The 22231-nt window shown below is 70.8% G+C and carries 16 protein-coding genes; 11 read left to right on the top strand and 5 right to left on the bottom strand.

Features of this window, described 5'->3' with window-relative positions; all coding sequences use genetic code 11:
* Positions 1–437: 437 nt before the first annotated feature.
* Positions 438–845 (top strand): response regulator, encoded by a 408-nt coding sequence (locus tag WMF22_RS37965; protein WP_437294833.1) that lies wholly within the window; start codon positions 438–440, stop codon positions 843–845.
* A 63-nt stretch (positions 846–908) separates the two neighbouring features.
* Positions 909–1805 carry a dienelactone hydrolase family protein gene (locus tag WMF22_RS37960; RefSeq protein ID WP_438032922.1) on the top strand — a complete coding sequence of 299 codons (897 nt, stop codon included), beginning with the start codon at positions 909–911 and terminating at the stop codon, positions 1803–1805.
* A gap of 58 nt (positions 1806–1863) precedes the next feature.
* Here WMF22_RS37960 and WMF22_RS37955 read toward each other — a convergent pair whose 3' ends face one another.
* From WMF22_RS37955 to WMF22_RS37940, 4 genes are all read right to left on the bottom strand, one after another.
* Positions 1864–2739, bottom strand: coding sequence for a Uma2 family endonuclease (locus tag WMF22_RS37955; protein WP_437294831.1), 876 nt, complete (start codon positions 2737–2739; stop codon positions 1864–1866).
* Positions 2740–2863: 124 nt separating this feature from the next.
* Positions 2864–4132 carry a hypothetical protein gene (locus tag WMF22_RS37950; RefSeq protein WP_437294830.1) on the bottom strand — a complete coding sequence of 423 codons (1269 nt, stop codon included), beginning with the start codon at positions 4130–4132 and terminating at the stop codon, positions 2864–2866.
* Positions 4129–8445 (bottom strand): VIT domain-containing protein, encoded by a 4317-nt coding sequence (locus WMF22_RS37945; RefSeq protein WP_438032921.1) that lies wholly within the window; start codon positions 8443–8445, stop codon positions 4129–4131. Before WMF22_RS37945 ends, WMF22_RS37950 begins: the two co-directional genes overlap by 4 nt.
* Before the next feature lie 631 nt (positions 8446–9076).
* Positions 9077–9271, bottom strand: coding sequence for a hypothetical protein (locus tag WMF22_RS37940; RefSeq protein ID WP_437294828.1), 195 nt, complete (start codon positions 9269–9271; stop codon positions 9077–9079).
* 1210 nt (positions 9272–10481) lie between these two features.
* Here WMF22_RS37940 and WMF22_RS37935 point away from each other — a divergent pair.
* The 9 genes from WMF22_RS37935 (at position 10482) to WMF22_RS37895 (ending at position 20697) form a co-directional block, all read left to right on the top strand.
* Positions 10482–11237, top strand: coding sequence for a hypothetical protein (locus WMF22_RS37935; protein ID WP_438032920.1), 756 nt, complete (start codon positions 10482–10484; stop codon positions 11235–11237).
* Positions 11238–11568: 331 nt separating this feature from the next.
* Positions 11569–11832 (top strand): hypothetical protein, encoded by a 264-nt coding sequence (locus tag WMF22_RS37930; RefSeq protein WP_437294826.1) that lies wholly within the window; start codon positions 11569–11571, stop codon positions 11830–11832.
* 199 nt (positions 11833–12031) lie between these two features.
* Positions 12032–12229 carry a hypothetical protein gene (locus WMF22_RS37925; protein WP_437294825.1) on the top strand — a complete coding sequence of 66 codons (198 nt, stop codon included), beginning with the start codon at positions 12032–12034 and terminating at the stop codon, positions 12227–12229.
* Between the two features lie 470 nt (positions 12230–12699).
* A complete protein-coding gene (locus WMF22_RS37920; protein ID WP_437294824.1) occupies positions 12700–13953 on the top strand; it encodes a PAS domain S-box protein in 1254 nt (417 codons plus the stop codon).
* A gap of 83 nt (positions 13954–14036) precedes the next feature.
* A complete protein-coding gene (locus WMF22_RS37915; RefSeq protein WP_438032919.1) occupies positions 14037–14423 on the top strand; it encodes a hypothetical protein in 387 nt (128 codons plus the stop codon).
* Between the two features lie 259 nt (positions 14424–14682).
* Complete coding sequence (locus tag WMF22_RS37910) at positions 14683–16308, top strand: S28 family serine protease (RefSeq protein ID WP_438032918.1); 1626 nt, start codon at positions 14683–14685, stop codon at positions 16306–16308.
* Positions 16309–16518: 210 nt separating this feature from the next.
* Positions 16519–17895 carry a hypothetical protein gene (locus WMF22_RS37905; protein ID WP_438032917.1) on the top strand — a complete coding sequence of 459 codons (1377 nt, stop codon included), beginning with the start codon at positions 16519–16521 and terminating at the stop codon, positions 17893–17895.
* A gap of 370 nt (positions 17896–18265) precedes the next feature.
* Positions 18266–18967, top strand: a complete 702-nt coding sequence (locus WMF22_RS37900) for a thermonuclease family protein (RefSeq protein WP_437294820.1) — start codon at positions 18266–18268, stop codon at positions 18965–18967.
* Positions 18968–19356: 389 nt separating this feature from the next.
* Positions 19357–20697: a cytochrome B6 gene (locus tag WMF22_RS37895; RefSeq protein ID WP_437301659.1), complete on the top strand. Its 1341-nt coding sequence runs from the start codon at positions 19357–19359 to the stop codon at positions 20695–20697.
* 270 nt (positions 20698–20967) lie between these two features.
* Here the strand turns inward: WMF22_RS37895 and WMF22_RS37890 are convergent, their stop codons facing one another.
* Positions 20968–21870 carry an SGNH/GDSL hydrolase family protein gene (locus WMF22_RS37890; RefSeq protein ID WP_438032916.1) on the bottom strand — a complete coding sequence of 301 codons (903 nt, stop codon included), beginning with the start codon at positions 21868–21870 and terminating at the stop codon, positions 20968–20970.
* Between the last annotated feature and the right edge of the window lie 361 nt (positions 21871–22231).

Raw genomic sequence — 22231 nt, 5'->3', positions numbered from 1 at the left:
AGACAGTGCTTCAAGGACATACGGGCTTGGCCCTCCTAAGTAAGAACCGGGCGACGCGCCGAGGTGCGCGGTAGCGGAGCGACGTACCGCAAATCGTCTCTTTCTCGCCCCGTCTGGCGCTGCCGTCGCAGAACCAGGGCTCTCGTCGAAGCAGCCCTGATGAAGAAATACAGTGCGCGCGGTGCGCACAAGGTTTCCTGGGTGACTCAGACGAATTCCCGGAACGCGCCGATGTGATCACGGCACGGGCTCGAGGAGGGGCCAGGCCGGTCCTTGGAGGCCGCCCCGGGGCACCTGACCAGCGCGCAGCCGGGCCTGGAGGGCTCGGGGGCGCCGCCGGGGACGCGCTCTCCTGTCGGAAGACCGACAAACACTTCTGATTTTGCCGTTTGTGGTGTACTAGGCGCCCCCTCGAGAGCTCGATCCGGACCCCCTGCATGACCCGCATCCTCCTCATCGACGACTCCGCCGCGATGCGGACCTACATGCGCGCGGCGCTCGAGGGGGCGCCAGAGCTCGGGCCGGCGGTCGAGGTCGCCGAGACGGCGAGCGGGTTCGAGGCGCTCCGGCGGATGCACGGGGGCGCCTACGACGCGGTGATCCTCGACATCCACCTGCCGGACATCGACGGCCTGGAGCTCATCCGTTTCATCCGGCAGAGCCGGCACCATCGCGACGTCGCGGTCGTCATCGTCTCGTCGATGTCCTCGCCCCGCGAGCGGGAGCGGGCGTTCCGGCTCGGCGCCAATGCGTTCGTCGCCAAGCCGTTCGCCCCGGATACGCTGGTGGCCGCCGTCCGGCGGGGGGTCGCGTCGAGCCAGCTGGGCCTGCGCGTCGCGACGTAGGCGGGCGCGACGCCTCGCGGCGAGGCTTCCGGCGCGCCGCTCCGAGCTGGTAGGGTGCGCGCCATGACGCTCCTGTCCCACCTACGCCGCTTCCGCGTGGCTGCGCCGCTGGCGCTGCTCGTCGCGACCGCCTGCTCTGCCTCGTCTCCCGCGCCCCGCGTCGAGCCGCCGCCCGCGGCCGCGGCGCCGGCGTCGCCCGGCGCGCCCGGTGAGGTCGGCCCGACAGGGCTGCTCTCGGAGGAGGACTTCAAGGCCCTCCACCAGCTCAGGGCGGACAAGGCCCCGCCCGCGCGAGGACAGACGGTCGAGGTGGCTGGCACGAAGGCGTACCTGAGCCTGCCGCGGGACGCGAAGCCGCCGATCGCGGGCGTCGTCGTCATCCACGAGTGGTGGGGCCTGAACGAGCACATCAAGCACTGGACCGATCGCCTCGCGGAGGACGGGTACGCGGCGCTCGCCGTGGATCTCTACGGCGGCAAGGTCGCGACCACGCCGGACGACGCGATGGCGGCGATGAAGGCGGTCGACGAGGCGAAGGGGATCGAGGTCGTGCGCGCGGCGCACCGCTTCCTCACGACGGACGCGCGCGTCCTCGCGCCGCGCACGGCCTCGATCGGGTGGTGCTTCGGCGGCGCGTGGTCGCTCAAGCTCGCGCTGAACGAGCCCGAGCTCGACGCGGCCGTGATCTACTACGGCCGGCTCGTCACCGACCCCGCGCAGCTCAAGGCGATCAAGGCGCCCGTGCTCGGCATCTTCGGCAACCAGGACAAGGGCATCCCGCCCGAGGTCGTCAACGACTTCGACAAGGCGCTCCACGACGCGGGCATCGAGCACGAGGTGCTCCGGTACGACGCCGACCACGCCTTCGCGAACCCGTCGGGAGAGCGGTACAACACGAAGGCCGCGGCGGACGCGTGGGAGAAGGCGCGGCGGTTCCTGGCGGCGAAGCTGAAGGGGTGATGAGCGGCGGGGCCGGCGAGGAGGGCTCAGGCGGCCATTCCCCTCGCCGGCCAGGCGCTCAGCGGGACCTGAGCCGCTCGATCTCCGCGCGCGCCTGCGCCAGCTCCTTCTCTGTCTCCTCGCGCAGGCGCTGCTCCTCCTCGCGCAGGTGCTGCTCCTCCTCGCGCAGGCGCCGCTCCCTGTCGAGCTCCGCGGCCAGCTCCTCGGTGATGCGCTGCGCGTCCTCCTGGTGGGAGATGACCTGATCGAGCATCCCGCCGAGGCGGGCGATCATCTCGTCCGCGTCCTCGAGAGGGGCGTTGCCCGCGAAGAAGCGGAGGCGAGGGCCGTCGAGCAGCAGATCGAGGCCGAGCACCTCGGAGGCGAACCGGCCAGCCTGAGGCACGATGCGCTGGTAGGCGCGCGGGCGTGAGGGATCGCTCTCCTGGGCCGCGGGCAGCCTGTAGGCGTGCAGGCGCAGGCGGGCGCGATCGAAGAGGAAGTACTCGTGGATGCCGAGCCGGGCGTAGCGGTCGACGTTGAGCTTGTGATCCTTCGTGCGGCTGCCGGCGACGTGGACCTCGATCACGAGATCGAGCCCCTTGCCCTCGTGGTCGACCACCCACCGCATGCGCTCGTGGGGCTCGACGTCGACCACGGCGAGCAGGTCGGGCGCGAACCGCGGCTCGCCGGGGTAGAAGACGGCGAGCTCGGAAGAGAGGTAGATCTTGCGGGCGGTGCGGCGGAAGAAGCCGTCCAGGGCGTCGAGCGCGTCGCGCTTCGCCTTGCGGTGCGCGTCTCCCTCGGGAGGCATGAGCTCCAGCGGGACCTCGGCGGGGAGCATGTCGACGACGCGCGCGCGCTCGGACGGGGTCATCCGCGCCCACTGCTCGCTCGTCGGCGCGCGCGGATCGGCAGGGTCGAAGAGATAACCGGCAGGGAGGGCCTGAACCACACGCAAAGCCTAGCTCAACCGACCTCGCTCGGGGAGGCTCCCAGGGCGCCGCGCGCCAAGGGCACCCCGTACGGCCAGGCATCGTTTTCCGTTCGATTTTCAGGGGCGGTCGTCGCTCATCGCCTCAGCGGAGCTCGCGCAGCGCTGCGATGAGCTCCGCCAGCGACGTCGCGTCGCTCCGATCGAGCGCCACCGAGCCGGCGGCGAGCGCCTCGGCGAGCGCGCGCGAGCCCCCGGCCTCCGGCGCGGCGGCGGCGACGGCCGACTCGGCGCGCGCTATCTCCGTCACGAGCGCGCCGATCGCCGCCGGGTCGATCGCCGCCGCCCTCGCCGTCGCGGAGAGCGCGCCCGCGGCGCTCTCGACCTGCTCGACAGAGGCGCGCGCCGAAGCGTGGAGCTCCGCCAGGCGCAGCCGCTCGAGCAGCGCGCCGTAGGCCGACTCCATCGCGGCGAGCTCGCGCAACGCGAGCGCCGCCGGGCCCTCCGCTCTTTCTGGACCGGTGGCGCCGTCTTCGCCGGGCGCACCGTCTTCATCGGCCGCGCCCGGCGCGCGCCGCTCCGCGATCTCCACGACCTCGGCGCGCGCCGCCCGCACCTCGCCGAGGAACGCCTCGATCGACGCCGCCGCCGGCGCGAGCGCGCCCGCGCCCAGGGTCGCGAGCGCCTGCGCCGCCTCGCGCGGCCGCCGCCGCAGCAGCCGCCGGAGCGGCGCGTTGCACGCGATCCGCAGCGCCGCGGCCTCCGCGGCGGCGAGCACCCGCTGGCCCATCGACAGCTTCAGCGCGGCCTCGTCGCACGCGCGCGCGAGGTCGTCGGCGAGCGCGCTCGCCTCCGGTCGCCGCTCCGACCGCGGCGCGTCCCGCGCGCCGGCGCGCTTCGCCTCGAGCGCGGCGCGCGCGCCGGCCAGCGCGCCCACCGCGGCGCGCAGCCGCGCGACGGCGTCGTCGGCCGCCGCCGTCTCGGCGGCGAGGTCGTCTCCCTCGGCGTACGCGCGCTGGCTCGCCGCGAGCAGCCGGCGCCGCTCGTCGCCCGCCCGCAGCGCCGCGGCGCTCCGGCGGGCCCGCGCCGCCCCGAGCGCGGCCGCGGCGCGCGCGCCGAAGGTCCACGCGCACGCCGCGGTCGCCCCGAGCGCGGCCGCGGCGGCGATCCCCACGGCGGCCGTCGGGACGGCCGCGCCCGCGCCCGCGCCCACGCGCAGCCCGACCATCCCGGCCGCGAGCGCGCAGGCCGCCGCGCCCGTGCCGACCGCGCGCGCGCCGCGCTGGCGCGGCGCGGCCTCGAGCGCCGTCACGCCGAGGTAGGCCACCGAGCCGAGCGCCACGAGCAGCAGGACGAGCGACAGCGGCGACGTCAGCGTGACGAGGAGCCAGCCGAGCAGCGAGACGTCGATCATGGCAGCGCGCCGCTCGCCAGCGCGACCTCCCGGTCCTTCGCGCCGATCGACCCCGGCGCGCTCGTCACCTGGAACGACGCCCCGTCCCACACGATCGTCGTCACCACGAAGCGCACGTCCCTCCCCGGCGGATCGCTGCGGAACCGGACGCGCCACTCGAGGCGCGCGAGCTCCGGGGCGGGCAGCTGCACCGCCGCGAGCCCGACCGCCGGCGCGAAGGTGCCGTCGCCGAGCGCCGCGTCCACCTGGCCGTCCCGCGCCGCGAGGGCGAGCTCCGCGGCGTAGTCCTCCCAGAGCACGACGCGCAGCGCCCCGGGGCCGCTGAAGAGCTGGAGCTCCTTCAGCTTGCGGGCGAGGCTCTCGGCCTCGGCGCCGGCCGCGGGGGCCGCGCCGCCGCCCCCGGCGAGCAGCCGGCCGATGCGCGCCGCCGACAGGAGCCGCGCCCACGCGCGCGGATCGTCGGGCCCCGGCGTGCCCTCCGCGGCGGCGACCTTGCGCTGGATGCGGAGCGCCTCGTCGACGCGCCCGCTGCCCGCGGCCGCCGCGGCGAGCCGCAGCCAGCCCTGGGGCTCGGCCGGCGCGAGGTCCGTGAGCGTCGTGTACTGGCGGTACGCCGCCGCGTACCAGCCGTGCCGGAGGTAGACGTCGCCGAGCATCGCGCGCGACGCGGGGCTCGTCGGATCGAACTCGACGACCTCCGAGTACGTGCGCAGCGCGTCCGCCTCGAAGCCGCTCGACGCGAGCACGTCGCCGAGATCGAGCGCGAGCGCCGGGCTCATGAAGCCGCGGTCGCGCAGCCGCCGCCCGTAGGCGAGCGCCTCGTCCTTCCGGCCCGCCTCCGCGAGCAGGCGCACCCGCCGGATCTCCCCCTCCGGATCGTCGGGCCGGTCGGTGAGCGCCTGCCGCACCAGCGCGAGCCGCTGCTCCACCGCCGGGAGCGCCGCGAGCCGCTCGTCGAGGAGCGCCCAGCTCACCCTGGGATCGACGCCCCCGAACAGCGTGCGCCGCACCGCCGCGGAGATCGCCGGGTCCACGCTCCGCCTGAGGAGCGCGTGCGCGATGAACCGCTGCGCCTCGGGCTCGCCTTCGAACCGGGCGAGCAGCGCCTCGGCGCCGCCCTCGGTGGACACCTTCGCCTGGAGGAGCGAGAGGAGCGCGGCCCTCGATCGCCAGTCCGGCAGCTCGCAGGTCGTGAGCGCGCCCTCGTAGCGCGCGATGAGCTGCTCCGCCGTCGTGGCGCGGGCGAGGCGCTTCGACCAGACGACGATGCGCTCGGCGAGCGGCCGCCGCGCTGTGTCGCTGCACGGCGCCATCGCGACCTGCGGGCGCCTCGGCGGCGGGGAGGTCCGTGAGGCGGGGCGCACCGCCGCCGGCGCTGCCTTGCGGGCCTTGTCCAGGCGCAGGAAGGCGTCGGGCGGCGTGATCGCACCGCCGCCGCCCGCCGCGCGCTTGAGGCCGGTCGCGCCGATCGTTGCGAGCTCGGACGGCTCGCCGGCCGCCGGCGCGCTCATGGGCGCAGCCGGCGGGCGGGGGGCGACCGGCCGGTTCGCCGCGGCCTCCAGCTTCTGCCGCAGGGGCTCTTGCTTCGCCTCCTCGGCCGGGCGCGCCGCCTCGGGCGCGGGGGGCGGGGCCGCCAGCGTGGCGCCGGGCGAGGCGACATCTCCCTTGGGGCTCTGGTCCCGCTCGTTGCCCTGCTCGGCGATCGCCGGCGCCATCGCTGGCGCTGGCGCCGCGGCCTGCGCCCTCGCGCCGTGGCCGCCTTCCTTCGCCGGGCTCTCCTCGTAGCTCGCGCTCGGCTCGCTCCTCGAGCACCCGGCGGCGACGGCCGCGGAGGGCGGCGCGAGCAGCGCCGCGAGCTCGCGCTCTCGCTGGGGCGTGAGCGCCGTCAGCCGCTCGCCCCGGAGCGGCGAGCGCCGCCGCCGGATCCCCTGGTTCACGTAGGCCTGCTCGCTCTCGAGCGCCAGCGTGCTCGTGAACGGCGTGATCAGCCCGTAGTCGAGCCCGAGCTCGACCACCTTGCCCCGGTGCGCCTCGATGTCGTCGCCGTCCGCGAGCAGCCGCCGCACCTTCTCGGCCGCCCAGAAGCGCGGCACCAGCGCCGCGCCGACGCCCCGATCGAGCTCGATGGGGTGCTCGCGGGTGTACTCCTTCCCCGCGAGCCGCCCCTTCACGATCGCCTTCGTGGGCAGCGCGTGGTGCGTGCGCGCGAGCAGCACCACCTCCTCGCCGCGCGACACCTTGCCGCTCGCGGTGAGCATCGGCTCGTCGAGCCCCGCGCCGAGGTCGATCGCGAGATCGGTGATGGTCGGCGTCTTGATGGCGCCGGCGAGGCGCAGCACCTCGGACGTCGAGCCCTCGGCCTCGTCGATCCGGAACGCCTGTCCTCCCCCGGCGCGCGCGAGCTCGCGGAGCAGCGCGTGGTTCGAGTTCTCGCCGACGCCCACGGTGAAGAAGCGCGCGCGCGAGCCCGTGAGCGAGCGCCGGAGCCGCTCCGCGAGGCGCGCGCCCGTCACCTCGCCGCTCGTCGCGAGCCCGTCGCCGATGTAGATGACCGCCGGCTGCTCCTTGCCGTGCACCCGCCCGAGCGCCGACTCGAACAGCGCGCCGAGGTCGGTCGCGCCCCCGGTCGCGTGCTCGGCCAGCCGCGTGAGCGCGGCGGAGATCTCCTTGTCCGACGCCTCGGCCAGCCCGTCCTTCGGGTGCAGGACCGCCGGCGCCGAGTCGAGTGCGATCAGCGCGAAGTGGTCCGACGGCGACATCGCCCGCAGGATCGCCTCGGCGGCCGCCGCCTTCTGCTGCCGCGCCGACTCGTCGGCCGACGCCGACGTGTCCACCACGACGACCAGGTCGGCGGGCAGCTCCTTGAGCTCGGCCCAGTCCACGTCGGGCACGTACCTGGCCATCACGTAGTCCGCGCGGTCCTCGCCCGCAGCGAAGCGCGACACCCGCAGCGGCGACGGCTTCACCTTGACGGAGGCCTCGAGCTGGAAGTCCGCGCGCGGCTCGTAGCCGCTCCGCCGCATGCTCACCCGCCGCCCGCCGTCCTCGACCACCGCGTCGGCCAGCGTCGCGATCTGCAGCCCCTGGCCGGCCTGGCCGAGATCCACGGACAGGGAGAACTCGCCGATCTGCACGGGATCGCTCGCGCGCATCGGATAAACGTAAGCAAGCTTACCAGATGGCGCGCTGAGCATCTCCACGTAGCGCAGCACGACGCGCCGGGAGCCGCTGGCGGGCACGGGGAAGATGCGGGCGCGGTAGCTGTGTCCGTCGACCCACTCGAGCAGGGCCGGCTCGTGGCCGGTCTGCACGGCGGTCTGGTACCGCTGCGCCGCTTCCTTCCGCTCGATGACCTCGCCCTCGACGAGCACGCCGTTGGTTTCCACGGCGAACGAGCTCACGATCGCCCGCTCGGGCACGGTGAACCAGTACCAGCCCTCGACCTGTCGTCCGCCCGGGTTCGAGAAGGTCTGGTCGACCTCGGTCTCGGCGATGCCGTCGCGCAGGACGGCCCGCACGGCCTGCCGGCTGATCTCGAGCGTGCGCGCCTGCGTCCCGGGGGCGCCCTGCAGGTCGACGCCGTAGATCCGGCCCGATCCGCTGCCTTCGCCTGCGAGCGGCCGGTGGTCGCCCATGCCGCCGGTCCAGTCCTCCCAGTAGGCGAGCGGCGCGACCTTGGGCGCGCCGCTGCCGGCGACCGTCGCCTGCTCCCCTGCGTGCACCTCGACGCGCCCGCCGGGGGCCGCGACGACGGCGAGCCCGCGCGCCACGTACACGCTCACGGCGTCGCCCGAGCGCCTCATCGACAGGCCGGCGTCGGCCGCCGAGACGTTGACGTCCCCGAGCGCGTGCGAGAGCCCGCTGCGCCCTTCGGGCGGCGCGTCGAGCCAGACCTCGCCCTGGGTGATCGAGAGCCCCTCGGCGCGGAGCGCGATCTCCGAGTCTGCGCGGAGGAACACCGCCGAGCCGTCGGCGAGCCGGACGAGCGCCCGCGCGCCCTTTCCGGTCGCGAGCTTCGCCCCGACCGGGACCGGGATCCCGGACACCACCGTCGACTTCCTTTCGCCCTGACCGCTCGCCGCGAGCGTCACCTCCCCCGAGGACAGCTCGAGCCGCGCGCCGATGGCGCTGGTCTTCTCGGGCTTCGTCTCGTGGGTCAGGACGAGCGCGGTCACGCTGGCGGCGAGCGCGAGCGCCCCGAGCGCGAGCCGGAAGCGCAGGCCGCGCCTGCGGCGCGCAAGCTCGGCCCCCGCCCTTGCTGCGCCCTCTTCTGCCGGCGTATCGGCCGGCTCTACCTGTTCGTGCGACGACATCCAAGACCTCCTCGCCGCGGTGGCCCTCGCCCCCGGGAGCCCTGCGCGGGGCCGCATGCAGACGTCCCATGCCCCCCGGCGATCTGCCGAAGCGATCGCGCTGGTCATCGTAACGGGAAAGCGCGGAGGAAGCGTAGCCCCAAGCCGGAGCGGGATGGCGAGCGGCGCGCATCCGGCTGCCGCCTGGTGTGGGGACGAACTGCGAGCCGCACAGACGCCAAGAGAAGAAGACTTAAACGCAAAGGCGCAAAGGCGCAAAGGCGCAAAGAGAAGAGAGAAAAGCTCGTGAAAACGCCAGGAGGAGATTGCAGCGCCCGCGCTCCAAGGGAACGATGGAGAAAATATTCTCTCTTGTCTTTTGGCGTCTTTGCGTCTTTGCGTTCAACTCTTCCTCTCCATCCGACCGAGGGCCTCACGCCCTGCGCAGAGCGCCCGGTGTTCCGCGAAGCTGGAGGCACCTCCGAAGACGTTGCGGCGGAGCGCCTGCTGGAGATCGGCGAGGATTGCGTCATCGCCACGAACTTTCCGTGCGGCGCTGGGATCGCGGTCAAGTTCGATGAGATGGGCTGCGCCGTCGGGACACAGGATCCTGACATCGACGCGAGAGCGGCGTCCTGCGTCATCGAGGCCATCACGCCTGCGCGAGATAGACCGCATGGCCACCGCCGCGCTGCGCGCGGCGGCACGACGGAAGAAGAAACTCGTCGAGCGTGACGTGATGGCGCGCATCGTCGGCGACCTGGGACGGACGGCAGCTGACGCTGACCGAGACGATGGCCGCCCCTCGGCGCCGGCGGAGGAACACCTCGTCGGCGCCGGTGGCCACGAACGATGGTGGCCATCGCGAGGCGGCCTGCGGCTCGCGCTCGAGCGATGGCCGTCAGGAGTCCTGCATGCAACTGAGCACGTCCGCGATGGCCATCAGTGAGCCTGCTCGGCGGACCACAAGCCAGCCTGAGCGTCAACAGTGCTCTACCGCGGAGTACACCTCCCCCTCCGCGGCGGTTTCCCGTGGAGAGTCGCTGTGCTATCGTTGCCTCTCCTTATGAAGGGCCGTCGCGACAAAATGTACTCTACGGCAGCTGCCTGGGTACGGTCCAATCCCCGCGCACGCGCCCCGCTCAGCCGCTCTCTCAGGAGCGACTACAGGTGGATCGCTGCTCTCGGCGACACCTGGGGCGGCACTCTCGATGCCCTCGGCGCCCCGTGCTACCTGGTCCGGTGCGTCGCCGGACCTTGGCTGAGGGACGTCGAGGAGCGCGAGCGCCGCTACCGCGCTGCGTGCGAGGCGCTCCGCCGTGAGGCCCCGTGGACCGGCGCCTGGCGCGCGCTCCAGGCCACCGGGCGGCCGGTACGGGCGGCGGCGCCGCGGCACAAACTGCGGGCGCTCCCAGTGACGCACGAACTCGGCTCTTCTGACTGTCCGCATCGCAACTTTAGCATTTAGGGCGCACATAATGACTCGAGACAAAGCAGCAACAAGACAACACATTGCAACCGACTGGAGGTGTCACATGCCGAGCGCTCGAAGAATGTCGTCCCTGGCTTGGAAGCTTATGCTCTGCACCGTTGGCTCCGGCTGCGAGTCGTTCATCGGCGCAGATTGGGACAGATACCAAAGAGCAGAAGGGGGAAGCGCTGCAACGCCTGGGGAAGGTGGAGGCGTAGCGTCCGGCAGTCAAACATCCGGCAGCGCCGGCGCTGCGGGGTCCGGGGAAGGTGGAGGCGCGGCGTCCGGCAGTCAAACATCCGGCAGTGCCGGTGCTGCGGAGTCCGGGGCCGGCGGAGTCGACGTGCCTGCCTGTCCGGATGGCCTGACAGACTGCTCCGGCACTTGTACTAACCTGGCGTACGATGAACAAAATTGCGGCCACTGCGGGAGCAACTGTCTAGGTCAACCGTGCGTAGACTCGCTCTGCGCACCAATTACGATTGCAACTGACCAGAGTAAGCCAGCGTACATAGCCGTCGACTCCACCCATGTTTTTTGGACCACCGAGGGAACCGGCGCGGACGGCACGGTAATGAGGGCTAGCTTGCTCGAGGGCCCCGCCGTCGTCCTCGCCGATATGCTGCACATCCCGACGGGCATTGCCGTCGATTCCATCAACGTTTACTGGGCTGCGCGTTACGCGACCGCAGTGACAATGGTCCCAAAGGCCGGTGGCCTCCCCGCATCTCTTGACAACCTCGACGAGCCTGGGTCGATACGAGTGGCCGTTCACTCCTCAACCGCATATTACACGACGCCATTTCGCGTGGGATCAATTCTAATAGGCGGAATCCCCTCCGATATGAATGTCATTTACAGTGGCTTCGATATATACGGCATGGCCGTCGACTCCACTTTTGTCTACTGGACGATTCGCAGGGACACCGATCCGGGAACGGGGATGGTAATGAGAAGCTTCAAAGACGGGAGCGCCCTTTTTCCACTCGCCGTCGGGCAGAATTATCCGATTAACGTCACCGTAGACTCTGCCAGCGTTTACTGGGCGAACAGCGGTGAACGGGGCACATCTTTGGGCTCAGTAATGAAGGTGCCGATTACTGGAGGCACTCCCACTGCCCTCGCCACAAATCAGGCTGAGCCGCATGACATTGCCGTCGACTCCAGCGATGTCTACTGGACAAACTCCGGCGATGGTACGGTCATGAAAGTTCCAGTGGACGGCGGTACTCCCACAGCTATCGCTAGGGGGCAAAGTGGACCACGCGGCATCGCCGTTGACAGCACGAGCGTGTACTGGACGAATTACAGTGGCGGTACGGTCATGAAAATCCGGAAGTAGTCGGGTTCGGGTCGCCCCAACCTGGGTTGGGGTGGGGGCGGGGGGACGCTACGCGGCGGGTCGCGTTGTGCTCCGCATGGAAGCTCTCTATGCTCGGTCCATGCAATGGACACATCGATTGCTTGTAGCTTCCGTCGCGAGCTGTCTCGGCTGTGAAGCGAGCCACCCCGAGGGAGGCGTCAGCGCCGGCGGCGCGGGTGTTCCGGACGTCTCGAGCGGCACTGGAGGCTGGGATGACGCCCGGGACCCGGACTTCGGTAGGATCATCGCTTCGGAGGGAGAGTTCGATCCCATCCCGCTCGAGGGCCTCACGCCCTGCGCAGAGCGCCCGGTGTTCTGCGAAGCTGGAGGCACCTCCGAAGACGTTGCGACGGAGCGCCTGCTGGAGATCGGCGAGGATTGCGTCATCGCCACGAACTTTCCGTGCGGCGCTGGGTTAGCGGCCAAGTTCGATGAGATGGGCTGCGCCGTCGGGATACAGGATCCTGACATCGACGCGAGAGCAATGTCCTGCGTCATCGAGGCCGTCACGGCGGAGCGATGGGCTTGCGCCACGGGCATGATCGTGCGCGCGGGCGCCTGGACTTGTGAATGACCGGCGCTCGCCTCGACACGCCATCCAGCGCCGCCAACGCCCAGGAGTGGGGTCAAGCAAGTCGATCCGCCACGGGGTTCCGGGCGCATGATCCGGGATGGCTCACCCGCGACGTGGACATCTTGCTGCGCCACGCCGCTCCGAACGCCGATCGGGCACGCTGCCGCAATGATCACATCCTGGCGATGCGGCCGCAGCGATGAGCGAGGACGCTCCCGGCGCGGCGTTGCCCGAGGGACTCTGCAAGGTCGAGGTGCAGGACGCCCGCCGCGACAAGCGCCGCCTCGGGTCCGTGGTGAACAAGGCGGTCTTCCCACCTCGGCGTGAGCTCCTCCCGACGAACGCGGCCGCCGCCCGCCACGGCGGAGCGGTGAGGCGACGAGGGGCGCCGGCATGATGAGGGACAGCGTGCAATGCAGCACTCGAGCCCGGGAGCGCCGCGCAATGGCGCGGAAGCAGGCACGGCCTGTGCCGGCGCTGGCCGGCGGCGCGCCTGCCCGACGGCGGCCGGCGCGCAGCGCCAGGAGGGCCACGCTGGTCGTGGTGCGACACCAGGGCAACAGCGCTGCTCGTCCAGGAGCAGCGATGCTCGCGAGCCGCTGAGCGGCTCGCCTGCCCGGCACATCGGCGGTATCACCGCCGCGATCCCTGCCGCCGCGGCGGTGACGCGATATCAACCCCGAGCTCGGTGGGCTGGCGTCGCGCTCACGACGCCGGCGCGACAGCCGCGGACGCGACAGCCGCGCACTCACCACGACCTCGTGGTCTGATGTGGTGTGCCTTGCGTCCATCGCGCGGCGCGCTGCGGGGCGCCTGGCCGAGGGGGGTCGACGGCCCGCGGCGGAGGTGATAGGCATGCTCTTCATCATGCCTGAAGCCTCTCGGGTGGACGACCTCGACCGCTTCTTAGAGCTCTCTGTCGACATGGTGGGAATCGCCGGATTCGACGGTTACTTCAAGCGCATCGGCCGGGCGTGGGAGCAGACGCTCGGCTTCTCGCGCGAAGAGCTCATGGCCACGCCCTTCCTCGACTTCGTTCATCCCGACGATCGCGAGCCCACCGTGGCCGCGTCGGCGAAGCTGCTGTCCGGCGACTTCACCGCGACGTTCGTGAATCGATATCGATGCCGTGACGGCTCGTATCTGTGGATCGAGTGGAACTCGGCGATCTACCCGGACGCTGAGCTCGTCTATTTCGTCGCGCGCAACATCACCGAGCGCAGGCGCGCCGAGGAGGCGCTGGTCGCGGCCGAGTCGCGGTACCGGGCGGCGATCGACGGGAGCCTCGACGGGTTCAGCGTGCTTCGTCGCACGTTCGGCGAGCCGGGCGAGACCGTTGATTTCGTGTTCACCGAGGCCAACCTGCTGGTGAGCCAGGTGACGTCGAGGCCGCGCGAGGAGATCATCGGCCGGCGGCTGGTCGAGGTCTTTCCCACGGTCCGCGATTCCGGGCTCTTCGAGAAATACGAGCGCGTTTTTCGGACGCGCGAGCGGCTCCTCGAGGAGACGGAGAGCGTGCTGCCCGGGGGCGAGAGCCTGTGGCTGCAATACCAGATCGTCCCGCTCGACGATGGCGTCGCGGTGACGGTCAGGGACATCACCGCGTCCAGGCGGCTGGAAGCGGAGCTCCGGGAGGCGCTCCAGCGCCGGGAGAGCGACGCCGAGGAGCTCCAGCGGAAGAACCGCCAGCTCGCCGAGGAGAACGCCGAGCGCAAGCGCGCCGAGGCGCTGCTGCGGCAGCAGCAGGAGACGATGCTCGCGATGTCCACGCCGATCATCCAGGCGTGGGAGGGCGTGCTCGTGCTGCCGGTCATCGGCACCGTGGACACCGCGAGGGCGGCGCAGATCATGGAGCGGCTGCTCCCCGAGATCGTCCGGACACACGCGCGCTTCGCGATCCTTGACCTGACCGGCGTCAGCGCGGTGGACGCCGCGACCGTGTCGCACCTGCTCGCCGTGGTGCGCGCGGCGAGCCTCCTCGGCAGCCGGTGCCTCGTCTCCGGGATCTCGCCGGCGATCGCGCGGACCATGACCGAGATCGGCGGCGCGGAGGGGGCGTTCCTGACCTTCGGGCTGCTCCAGAGCGCTCTCCGTCACGCGCTCTCCCGCTGCAGCGCCTAGCGGCGCCTCCGTCGCTTCTGCTGGACCGGGTGGGGTGGGGTCGAGCGCCCTGTTCGCCTCGGCCATGGAGAGGAGATCCCGCGATGGAGAGCTACCAGGCGCCCAGTGTCCGTCGTCGACCCATGAATCAGCTGCTCAGCGCGCTCCTCGTCGCTCTCGGAGTACTGGCTTGGCCGCGTCTCGCTCAGGCGACGTACAGCATTCATTGTTCGAATACGCGCGTCACGCTGATCGTCAACTACGGCGGCGAGGGCGAGCTCGTCGCGATCACCTACTCGGCGCAGGACGCGCCAGCCCCAGCCTACCTGGAGCCGACCTTCTGGCGCATGGCCGGACAGCAAGTGCTTGCACTTCGCAAGCGCGCGGACGCTGACAGGCGGCAGTTTCATCTCGGCATTCGCGGCAGGCACGCGGTATTGATCTTCCGGCAGCAGCGCCATTTCCTGCGCTGCGACTGGGATACCGAATGACGTCGGGGGCGCCGCGGCGGCGTTCCGCGAGCAGCGTCTGATCGCGCTGCGGCTGATTCATGAGCGCGACCAGATCGATCATGGCTCCGTGGAGCTCGCCTCGACACGCCACCGCGGGCTGCCAACGCCCAGGAGTGGGGTCAAGCTAGTCGATCTGCCACGGTGATCCGGGCGCCTGATCCGGGATGGCTCACCCGCAACGTGGAAATCTTGCTGCGCCACGCCGCTCCGCACGCCGATCGGGCACGCTGCCGTCACGATGGCCGACCGGACGATTCAGAACAGCAGTGCGGCCTTCTTGATATCGCTCGCGCTGGCGGCCGTCGCCGCCTGCGGAGACGACGGCAGCGGAGAGGCGAGCGCCTCGACGACATCTTCCGCGAGCTCGAGCACAAGCGCGAGCGCCGGGACCGGCGGCGGCTCGATCGGCGAGGGCGGTGCCAGCGGCGGCGCGACAGGGGGCGGCGGCGCGACGGGCGGCGGCGCGGGCGGCGTGGGCGGCGCTGGCGGGTCGGCCGGCGGCGGCGGGTCGGCCGGCGGCGGCGGGTCGGCCGGCGGCGGCGGGTCGGCCGGCGGCGGCGGCGCCGCGGTGGACATCCTGGATCAGCTGCGCGCGCTCGACGTCGCCGACGTCACGGAAGAGGCGTCCAAGATCCCCGGCTATCGGTTCTTCGTCATCGAGCTCGAACAGCCTGTCGATCACGATGCCCCGGGGGGCGAGCGCTTCCGGCAGCGGCTCGCGCTGCACCACCGCGACTCGAGCGCGCCGCTCGTGCTCGCCGCGACCGGCTACTCGCTGTCTCTGCCCGAGCAGTACATCGAAGAGCCCACCGCGCTCTTGAACGCAAACCAGATCTACATCGAGCACCGGTTCTTCACGCCGTCACGCCCGGAGCCGGCGGATTGGACCAAGATGACGATCGAAGCGGCGGCCGCCGATCACCACCGCGTCGTCGAAGCGTTCCGCACGATCTACACCGGGAGATGGATCTCCACGGGTGCGAGCAAGGGGGGAATGACCTCCGTCTACCATCGTCGTTTCTACCCCGATGACGTCGACGGCACGGTGGCCTACGTGACTCCGCTCAGCCACGGCGTGGAGGATCCACGCTACATCGATTTCCTGAACCAGGTCGGCGAGGCCGACTGCCGCGAGCGCATCGCCGCGTTCCGGCGCGAGGTGCTGCTCCGGCGCCCGGCCATGCTCGAGCGCGCGGAGACGGAAGCGGACGCGCTGGGCGTGACGTACGACCTGTTCGGCGTGGAGGCGCAGCTCGAGAGCGCTGTGATATGGCTCCCATTCTACTTCTGGCTCTACTCGCACGAGGTCACCTGCGGCCAGATCCCGGATGTGTCGGCGTCCGACAATGACCTGTGGCTCGCCCTCGGCCTGATCTCTCCCGTGAGCGCCGGCGCCGATGCTGCGTATCTCGCCTTCGAGCCGTACTACTGGCAATGCTATACAGAGCTCGGCGCCCCCAAGCCCGACACCGCGGATATCGCTGACCTGCTCACGTTCGACTGGGGGTCGGTCGACCGCCTCCCGAGCATCCCCGTCGAGCCGGAGTTCTCGCCTGCCGCGATGGAGGACGTCGCGCGCTGGGTCGCCGCCGAAGGCAGCGAACTCCTGTTCGTCTACGGCGAGAACGACCCCTGGTCTGCCGGGGCCTTCGAGCTCGGCGCGGCGGTGGACTCGTATCGCTATTTCGCGCCTGGCGCCAACCACGGCGCGCAAATCGGCGGCCTCGCCCCGGCCGACAGGGACGCCGCGGTGGCGACGCTCGCCCGGTGGGCGGGTGTGCCACGCTCGCTCGTGACGGCGCAGCCCTTGCGCGCTGCCGTTCACCGCTCTCCGCGCATGCTCCGCCCGCGATTCGCTCCCTGATCTCTTGTCTTCTTCGATCGCGACGCTGCTCGCGGAGCCGCCGCCCAGCACCGTGATGTCCTCGCCCTCGAAGAGCTTGCTCCAGCGAAGGGCGCCGGCTCGGTCGTGCTTCTTCACCACGACGGCTTGGGAGCAGGGGTATCCGGGGCCCCTGGCCCTCACGCTTCCAGGCGATCACGACGATGTTGCCGGCGATCGCCGAGGGCGCTGGTGCGGCTGGATGACCCCGGGTTAACCTCGACCGATGACCACCATCCTGGCGATGCGGCCGCAGCAATGAGCGAGGGCGCTCCCGGCGCGGCTTCGCCCGAGCGACGCTGCAAGGTCGAGGTACAGGACGCCCGCCGCGACAAGCGCCTCCTCGGATCCGTGGTCATCGCGTCGCTCGTCGGCACGTTCGCCGCGCCGTGGGGGCTAGCCGCGCTCGGGATGGAGAAGGCCTCGCTCGTCGCCGCGCTGATCGGCCTTGGCAGCTACTTCGTCAGCGCTTTGTCGTTCGCCGGCGCGGACCGCGGACCGGGCGAGCGCCGCCTCCGCGACGGCAGGGTGAAGATCGAGGGCGAGCGGCTGCTGATCGCGGAGGGAGCGAAGGAGAGCAGTCTGCCGCTCGCGCGCCTCGCCGGCGGCTGGACGGAGCGGACGCCGAACGGCCACGCCGCGGTGCTGTCGTTCTCGGATGGGCGCGTCGCCGCCGTCGAGCAAGCCTCGGAGGAGGAGGCGATCGACCTCTTGTCGCGGGCCGGGGCGGGGGCGCAGGCGCGCGCGGTGCGGATGCGCACGTACCGCGAGGACTCCAGCGGTCGCAAGATCGCGGGCTGTCTCCTGGCCGTCTTCGTCCTGATCCTCGCCCCGGGTGCGCTGGTGCTGCTGATCCTGCTGTTCACGGCCATCGAAAGGTGGTCTTTCGCGCCCCTCGCTCCGATGGTGGTGGCAATGGGCGGGCTCGCGCCGCTCCTGGGCGTCGCGGCCTGGCTCTGGTCCAAGGTGACGCCGAGCTGGGTGCATATCGGCACCGACGGCGTGATGCTCAAGAGCGCGTTCCGGCGGCGGTTCCTCCCGCACAGGGCCATCGTCCAGGTCGCTCACACCCAGGGGGGAGTTGGCGGCGCCTATCATTTCGTGAAGATCGCCCTGCGGCACGGCGAGTCGATCGCCGTCCCGGCGGCCAGCTCCGCCGAGGCCACGGCGCTGATCGAGCGTATTCAGGCCGCTCAGGCCGCCGTCGCGATGCAGGATCGGGCGCGGCTGCTGGAGGTCATCGCGCGCAATGGCCGGCCGCTGGCCGAGTGGAAGAGAGCGCTGGGGTCGCTGGTGGCCAGGACCGGGTACCGGACGGCGGGGAACGACCTCGAAGAGGTGCTGCGCATCGTCGAGGACGGTTCTGCGCCGCCGGAGCAGCGCGTCGCTGCGGCGCTCGCGGCGCGCCCGCACGGGGGTGCAGCGGTGGAGAGACGGATCCGCGTCGCCGCCGAGGCGAGCGCCGAGCCGACGCTGAGGCTGGCGCTGGAGAAGGTGTCCGCGGGCGAGGACGAGGATGATCTGCTGGAGGAGATCGGCGCCGGCGACGCCCGGAAGGCGGCGGGATGAGCGGTGCTATGAAGAAGAGAAGAATTGAACCCAAAGGCGCCAAGGCGCAAAGACGCCAAGAGAAGAGAGAAAAGCTCGTGATGGCGCCAGGAGAAGATTGCAGCGTCGGCGCTCCAAAGGAGCGAAGGCGGAAATATTCCTTCTTGCCTTTTGGCGTCTTTGCGCCTTTGCGTCTTTGCGTTCGATTCTCCCTCCCCATCCGACCGGCGCCTCAGGCCACCTCGCGCCCCGCGGGTCAGGCGCGGCGAGCGCTTTCCTAGGGTCAGGGCCCTCTCTATATCTTCATGGAACAGGCCGCCTGGGCAGGGCGAAAGTCCCTGCGATGCGCGAACGGCGGTTTCTGTGGGGCTATCCATCATAGGAGGGGGCGATGGCAGGATTGCTTCCGGAGTTCCGGAGGTTCATCGACTACGTGTCTCTTGTCTCCCGGAGGCGGGGGCCGCGCCGGGAGCTGCCGGGCGACAGGTTCCTCGCCGAGGTGGTGAGGACGGTCGACGGCGACACGCTCCGCGTGCGCGACGAGCGCGGCGTGATCCATCCTGTCCGTATGCTCTCCATCGATACGCCGGAGACGCACTTCCTCGGCGCCTCGCAAGGTTACTGGGCCGAGCTGGCCGCCGAGCGGCTCTCCGAGCTGGTCCCCGACGGCGCCGAGGTCGAGATCCAGGCGGACGAACAGCCGTTCGACGCCTACGGTCGCGTCCTCGGATATGTCCTGTCGCGCGGTCGGCTCATCAACCGGCAGATGCTGGAGGAGGGCCTTGCGACGACCTACATCGTCGCCCCGAACCTCCGTCATGCCCGGGAGCTCTCCGAGGCCGCGCGGCGGAGCTTCGCCGAGCGCCGCGGCATGTTCGGCGACGCCAGCATTCTGCTCCCGTACGAGTTCCGGTGGAGGATGCGAGGCCAGTCGAGCGCGAAGCTCGTCGGCAGCCTGTCCCGAGGCGAGGTGTACGATCTGACGGAGCGGGAGCGGGTCCCCGTCTGGGATCGGGTGTTCTTCTTCGAAGCGAAGGACGTCAGGGCGCCGTTCTTCCGCGTCAAGCCGGATCCGGGCGAACAGGGCGGCTGAACGGACCGCCGTGAGGCGTGCACGCCCCGGTCGCGCACACGGCGCGACGCGGGCCATGATGCCACGGATCGTGGCAGTTTGCCTCGCGCCGCCCGCACATCGGCTGGACGGAGCGCGCTCGTGAGCTCCGTGGGCACGGTGATCCGCGATGGCGCGAGGCGTGCTCGTTCGCCGATCCGAGCTGACGACGTACCCCTCGTGAAGGAGCCGCTCGTATGCCTGTGAAGAGAATGGATATCACGTGCGTGGTCGCGTGCACTGCCGCGCTCTCGCTCGGCCTCGTGAACTGCGCCTCGACGCCGGGGGCGGTACCTCTGGCGCCTGACAGCACGCGTGGCACGCCGCCGGGGACGGCCGAGGCGGTCGCGCCGACGGGCCCGAGGGCGCCCATGAACGCGTATCCGCCGCCCGGCCCCGCCACGCCGCGCACGAGCTACCTGCCGGTCGACGACAAGGAGCCGTTCGCCGCGCTGATGGCCCGGATGAAGGCCGACAAACCCGCGGTGATGAAGCGCCAGAAGACGCTGCTCGAGGCGCGGTACGACCTCTCGGACCGCCCTGCGCCTGGGGTCACCATGTCGCGCGGAAAGCCCGTCCAGGGCGGCGTCCGTGTGAAGCTCGAGAAGGGGACGACGTGGGAATCGCTGGCCGCGCTCACGCCCGACGCCATCCGGGACCAGGGCCTCTGGCCGCAGGGCTTCCTGCCGCTGCCCCACCCGAACCACCCGGAGGGAGGGATGGTCTTTCCAAAGTTCCAGATCGACGAGGTCAAGCGTCAGGAAGGGCGCGATCTCACGCGCTTCGATCTCGACTTCGACCTGCCGGATCACATCGTCTCCGAGTTCCCGGCGCCGATCTACCTCACCACGCGGCCTGACCTGGGCGACGTCTCCAGGGGGCAGCTCGTCACCATCGCCAATTTCTACGAGCTCTTCAACGGCATCTTGACGCCGAAGCAGCTCGAGGGGCTCCGGCTCCTCGTGACGCCGTTTCCGCAGCAGCAGTTCAACGCGACCTCGGATCGGCGCTCGGAGAGGGCGAGCCTCGGGGTCGCCTGCTTCGACTGCCACGCGAACGGGCACACGAACAACGCGACCCACCCCGTGGGCGACACCCGCCCGCAGGAGTTCCGCCACCGGGTCGACACCCCGACCCTGCGCGGCGTGAACATCCAGCGCCTCTTCGGCTCGCAGCGCGCGCTCAAGACCGTCGAGGACTTCACCGAGTTCGAGCAGCGAGGGGCGTACTTCGACGGTGACATCGTCATCGCCGTGAAGAAGGGGATCAACATCCTCGACCGCGGGCACCAGGTCCACGCGATGTCCGAGTTCCAGGAGATCCTCGACTTCCCCCCGGCGCCGAAGCTCACGTTGAACGGGCGCCTCGACCCCGCGAAGGCCACGCCGGAGGAGCTCCGCGGAGAGCAGATCTTCAACGGCAAGGGCCAGTGCGCGACGTGCCATGCAGCGCCGTACTACACGGACAACCTGATGCACAACCTGCGGGCGGAGCGCTTCTTCAAGCCCGTGCTCATCAACGGACGGATGGCGACCGCGGACGGCCCCATCAAGACGTTCCCGCTGCGCGGCATCAAGGACAGCCCTCCCTACCTGCACGACGGGCGCCTGCTCACGCTGGAGGACACCGTGGAGTTCTTCAACCTCGTGCTCGGCACGAAGCTGACGGCGCAGGAGAAGGCCGACCTCACGGCGTTCCTGCGGGTCCTTTAGAGCGACGGTCACCCGCTTCGGAGACGGGCCCACCTCGACGTTTTCGGTGCTCAGCGCCCTTTCGTGCGCTCCCGCGCCGAAAACGCCGATCTGGGCCCGTGTCCTGTGCGGGAGACCGCCGCTCTGCTCGGCATGGTGCCGAGGTGGGAGCCAGGGCGACCGACGATGAGGCTCACGATCGATGGATCCGGAGGACCGGGAACGCCGACGGCCAACCGCTCACTTCACATAGAAGGCGCGCACCGGCGCTGCTGCGGGCCGGCGCCCGGGTCACCTCAGGTAGTCGGAGATCGCGTCGTACCAGCGGCCCGCCATCCGGGCGTAGCCAGCCTTGTTGGGATGGACCCCGTCGCCGAGCTCGGACGTGGGGAAGTCCTTGAACTGATCGACGAACACGACGTGCGCGCCCTTGCTGGCGCGCGCCTCGACCAGCGCGGGGATCTTCGCGTTGTACGTGCTCACCGCGTTTGCGCCGCTCGGGAAAGGAATGATGTTGCTCACGACGATCAGCGCGTCGGGCGCCTCGGCGATCAGCTCGTCGATGAGCGCGCCCAGGCGGGTGTCGGCGCCGTTCGGCTCTCGATACATGTCGTTGGTGCCGGCGTGGAGCAGCACGATGTGCGGCATCTCCCGGAGCCCCGGGGTCGGGATACGATTGGCGATCTGCTGGATGGTCTCTCCGCTGATTCCCTCGTGATTGCGGGGGAACGGCTTGCCATCGACCATCGCGGGGCCGTTCGCCTGCTGCGTGCCCGTGAAGGTGACCTCGTGGCCGTCCTGCGTGGCAAGGTGGAAGAGCTCGACCCGGTACCCGCCGTCGAAGCCGAGACCGAAGGTGATCGAGTCCCCGAGGGGCAGGATCTTGCAGGCGCCCGTCGCAGGGCAAGGCTGGAACCCTGTATCCGGAGAGCCCCCGCTGCCGCTCGTTCCTTCCGCTGCGCTGCTGCTGCTGCTCGCGCCCCCGGCCCCTCCGGCGCTGCTCGAGCTGCTGGAAGAAGCCCCGCCGCCCGAGCCGCTGGTCGCCGTCGTGCTGCTCGCTCCGCTCGTCGTCGAGGAGACTCCCGAGCCCTCACCCGCGCTCGTCGTCTGGGCGCTGCTGGAGGAGGAAGAAGCCCCTCCTCCGGTGCCGCCCGAGCCGTCGGACGATCCATCGGAAGCGCTGGAGCAGGCCATGGAACCGACCAAGAGAAGGCCCACGAGCGGAATCCCGCGGGCAAAGGTGCCGAATGCGCCACGGCGGGCGAGCAGCGAAGAGGTCGAGGTAGACATGTGAGCCCCGCTCCCGGTCAGCGACCGAAGAAAATTGTGTTGTAAGCAGAGGGGGCGGGAGCTCGGCGCAATGCCACACCACCCGCACAGCCTCTGCGAGGAAGTGAAGGGAAGGGTACGTGGCGCTCGCAGAGAGGTCGTTCAAATTCCCGGCGAAGGTTTTCAGGATCCCGACGCGCGGGACCCGATCCACCCGGCGCCAGCGATCCGAGGTGTGTGTGCGCTCACATGCCCGGCGCACGAGGGGCTTGACCCCCGTGTTCCT

This window comes from Sorangium sp. So ce204 (assembly GCF_051526795.1).
GTDB classification, from domain to species: domain Bacteria; phylum Myxococcota_A; class Polyangia; order Polyangiales; family Polyangiaceae; genus Sorangium; species Sorangium cellulosum_B.
Note: the sequence above shows the minus strand (reverse complement) of the source record. Positions and strands in the feature narration are given on the sequence as shown.

Coding starts and splice junctions, on each gene's coding strand:
- WMF22_RS37965 (WP_437294833.1), top strand. CDS start 438: ATGACCCGCATCCTCCTCATCGACGACTCCGCCGCGATGCGGACCTAC.
- WMF22_RS37960 (WP_438032922.1), top strand. CDS start 909: ATGACGCTCCTGTCCCACCTACGCCGCTTCCGCGTGGCTGCGCCGCTG.
- WMF22_RS37950 (WP_437294830.1), bottom strand. CDS start 4,132: ATGATCGACGTCTCGCTGCTCGGCTGGCTCCTCGTCACGCTGACGTCG.
- WMF22_RS37945 (WP_438032921.1), bottom strand. CDS start 8,445: ATGTCGTCGCACGAACAGGTAGAGCCGGCCGATACGCCGGCAGAAGAG.
- WMF22_RS37925 (WP_437294825.1), top strand. CDS start 12,032: ATGAGCGAGGACGCTCCCGGCGCGGCGTTGCCCGAGGGACTCTGCAAG.
- WMF22_RS37920 (WP_437294824.1), top strand. CDS start 12,700: ATGCCTGAAGCCTCTCGGGTGGACGACCTCGACCGCTTCTTAGAGCTC.
- WMF22_RS37915 (WP_438032919.1), top strand. CDS start 14,037: ATGGAGAGCTACCAGGCGCCCAGTGTCCGTCGTCGACCCATGAATCAG.
- WMF22_RS37910 (WP_438032918.1), top strand. CDS start 14,683: ATGGCCGACCGGACGATTCAGAACAGCAGTGCGGCCTTCTTGATATCG.
- WMF22_RS37900 (WP_437294820.1), top strand. CDS start 18,266: ATGGCAGGATTGCTTCCGGAGTTCCGGAGGTTCATCGACTACGTGTCT.
- WMF22_RS37895 (WP_437301659.1), top strand. CDS start 19,357: ATGAACGCGTATCCGCCGCCCGGCCCCGCCACGCCGCGCACGAGCTAC.
- WMF22_RS37890 (WP_438032916.1), bottom strand. CDS start 21,870: ATGGCCTGCTCCAGCGCTTCCGATGGATCGTCCGACGGCTCGGGCGGC.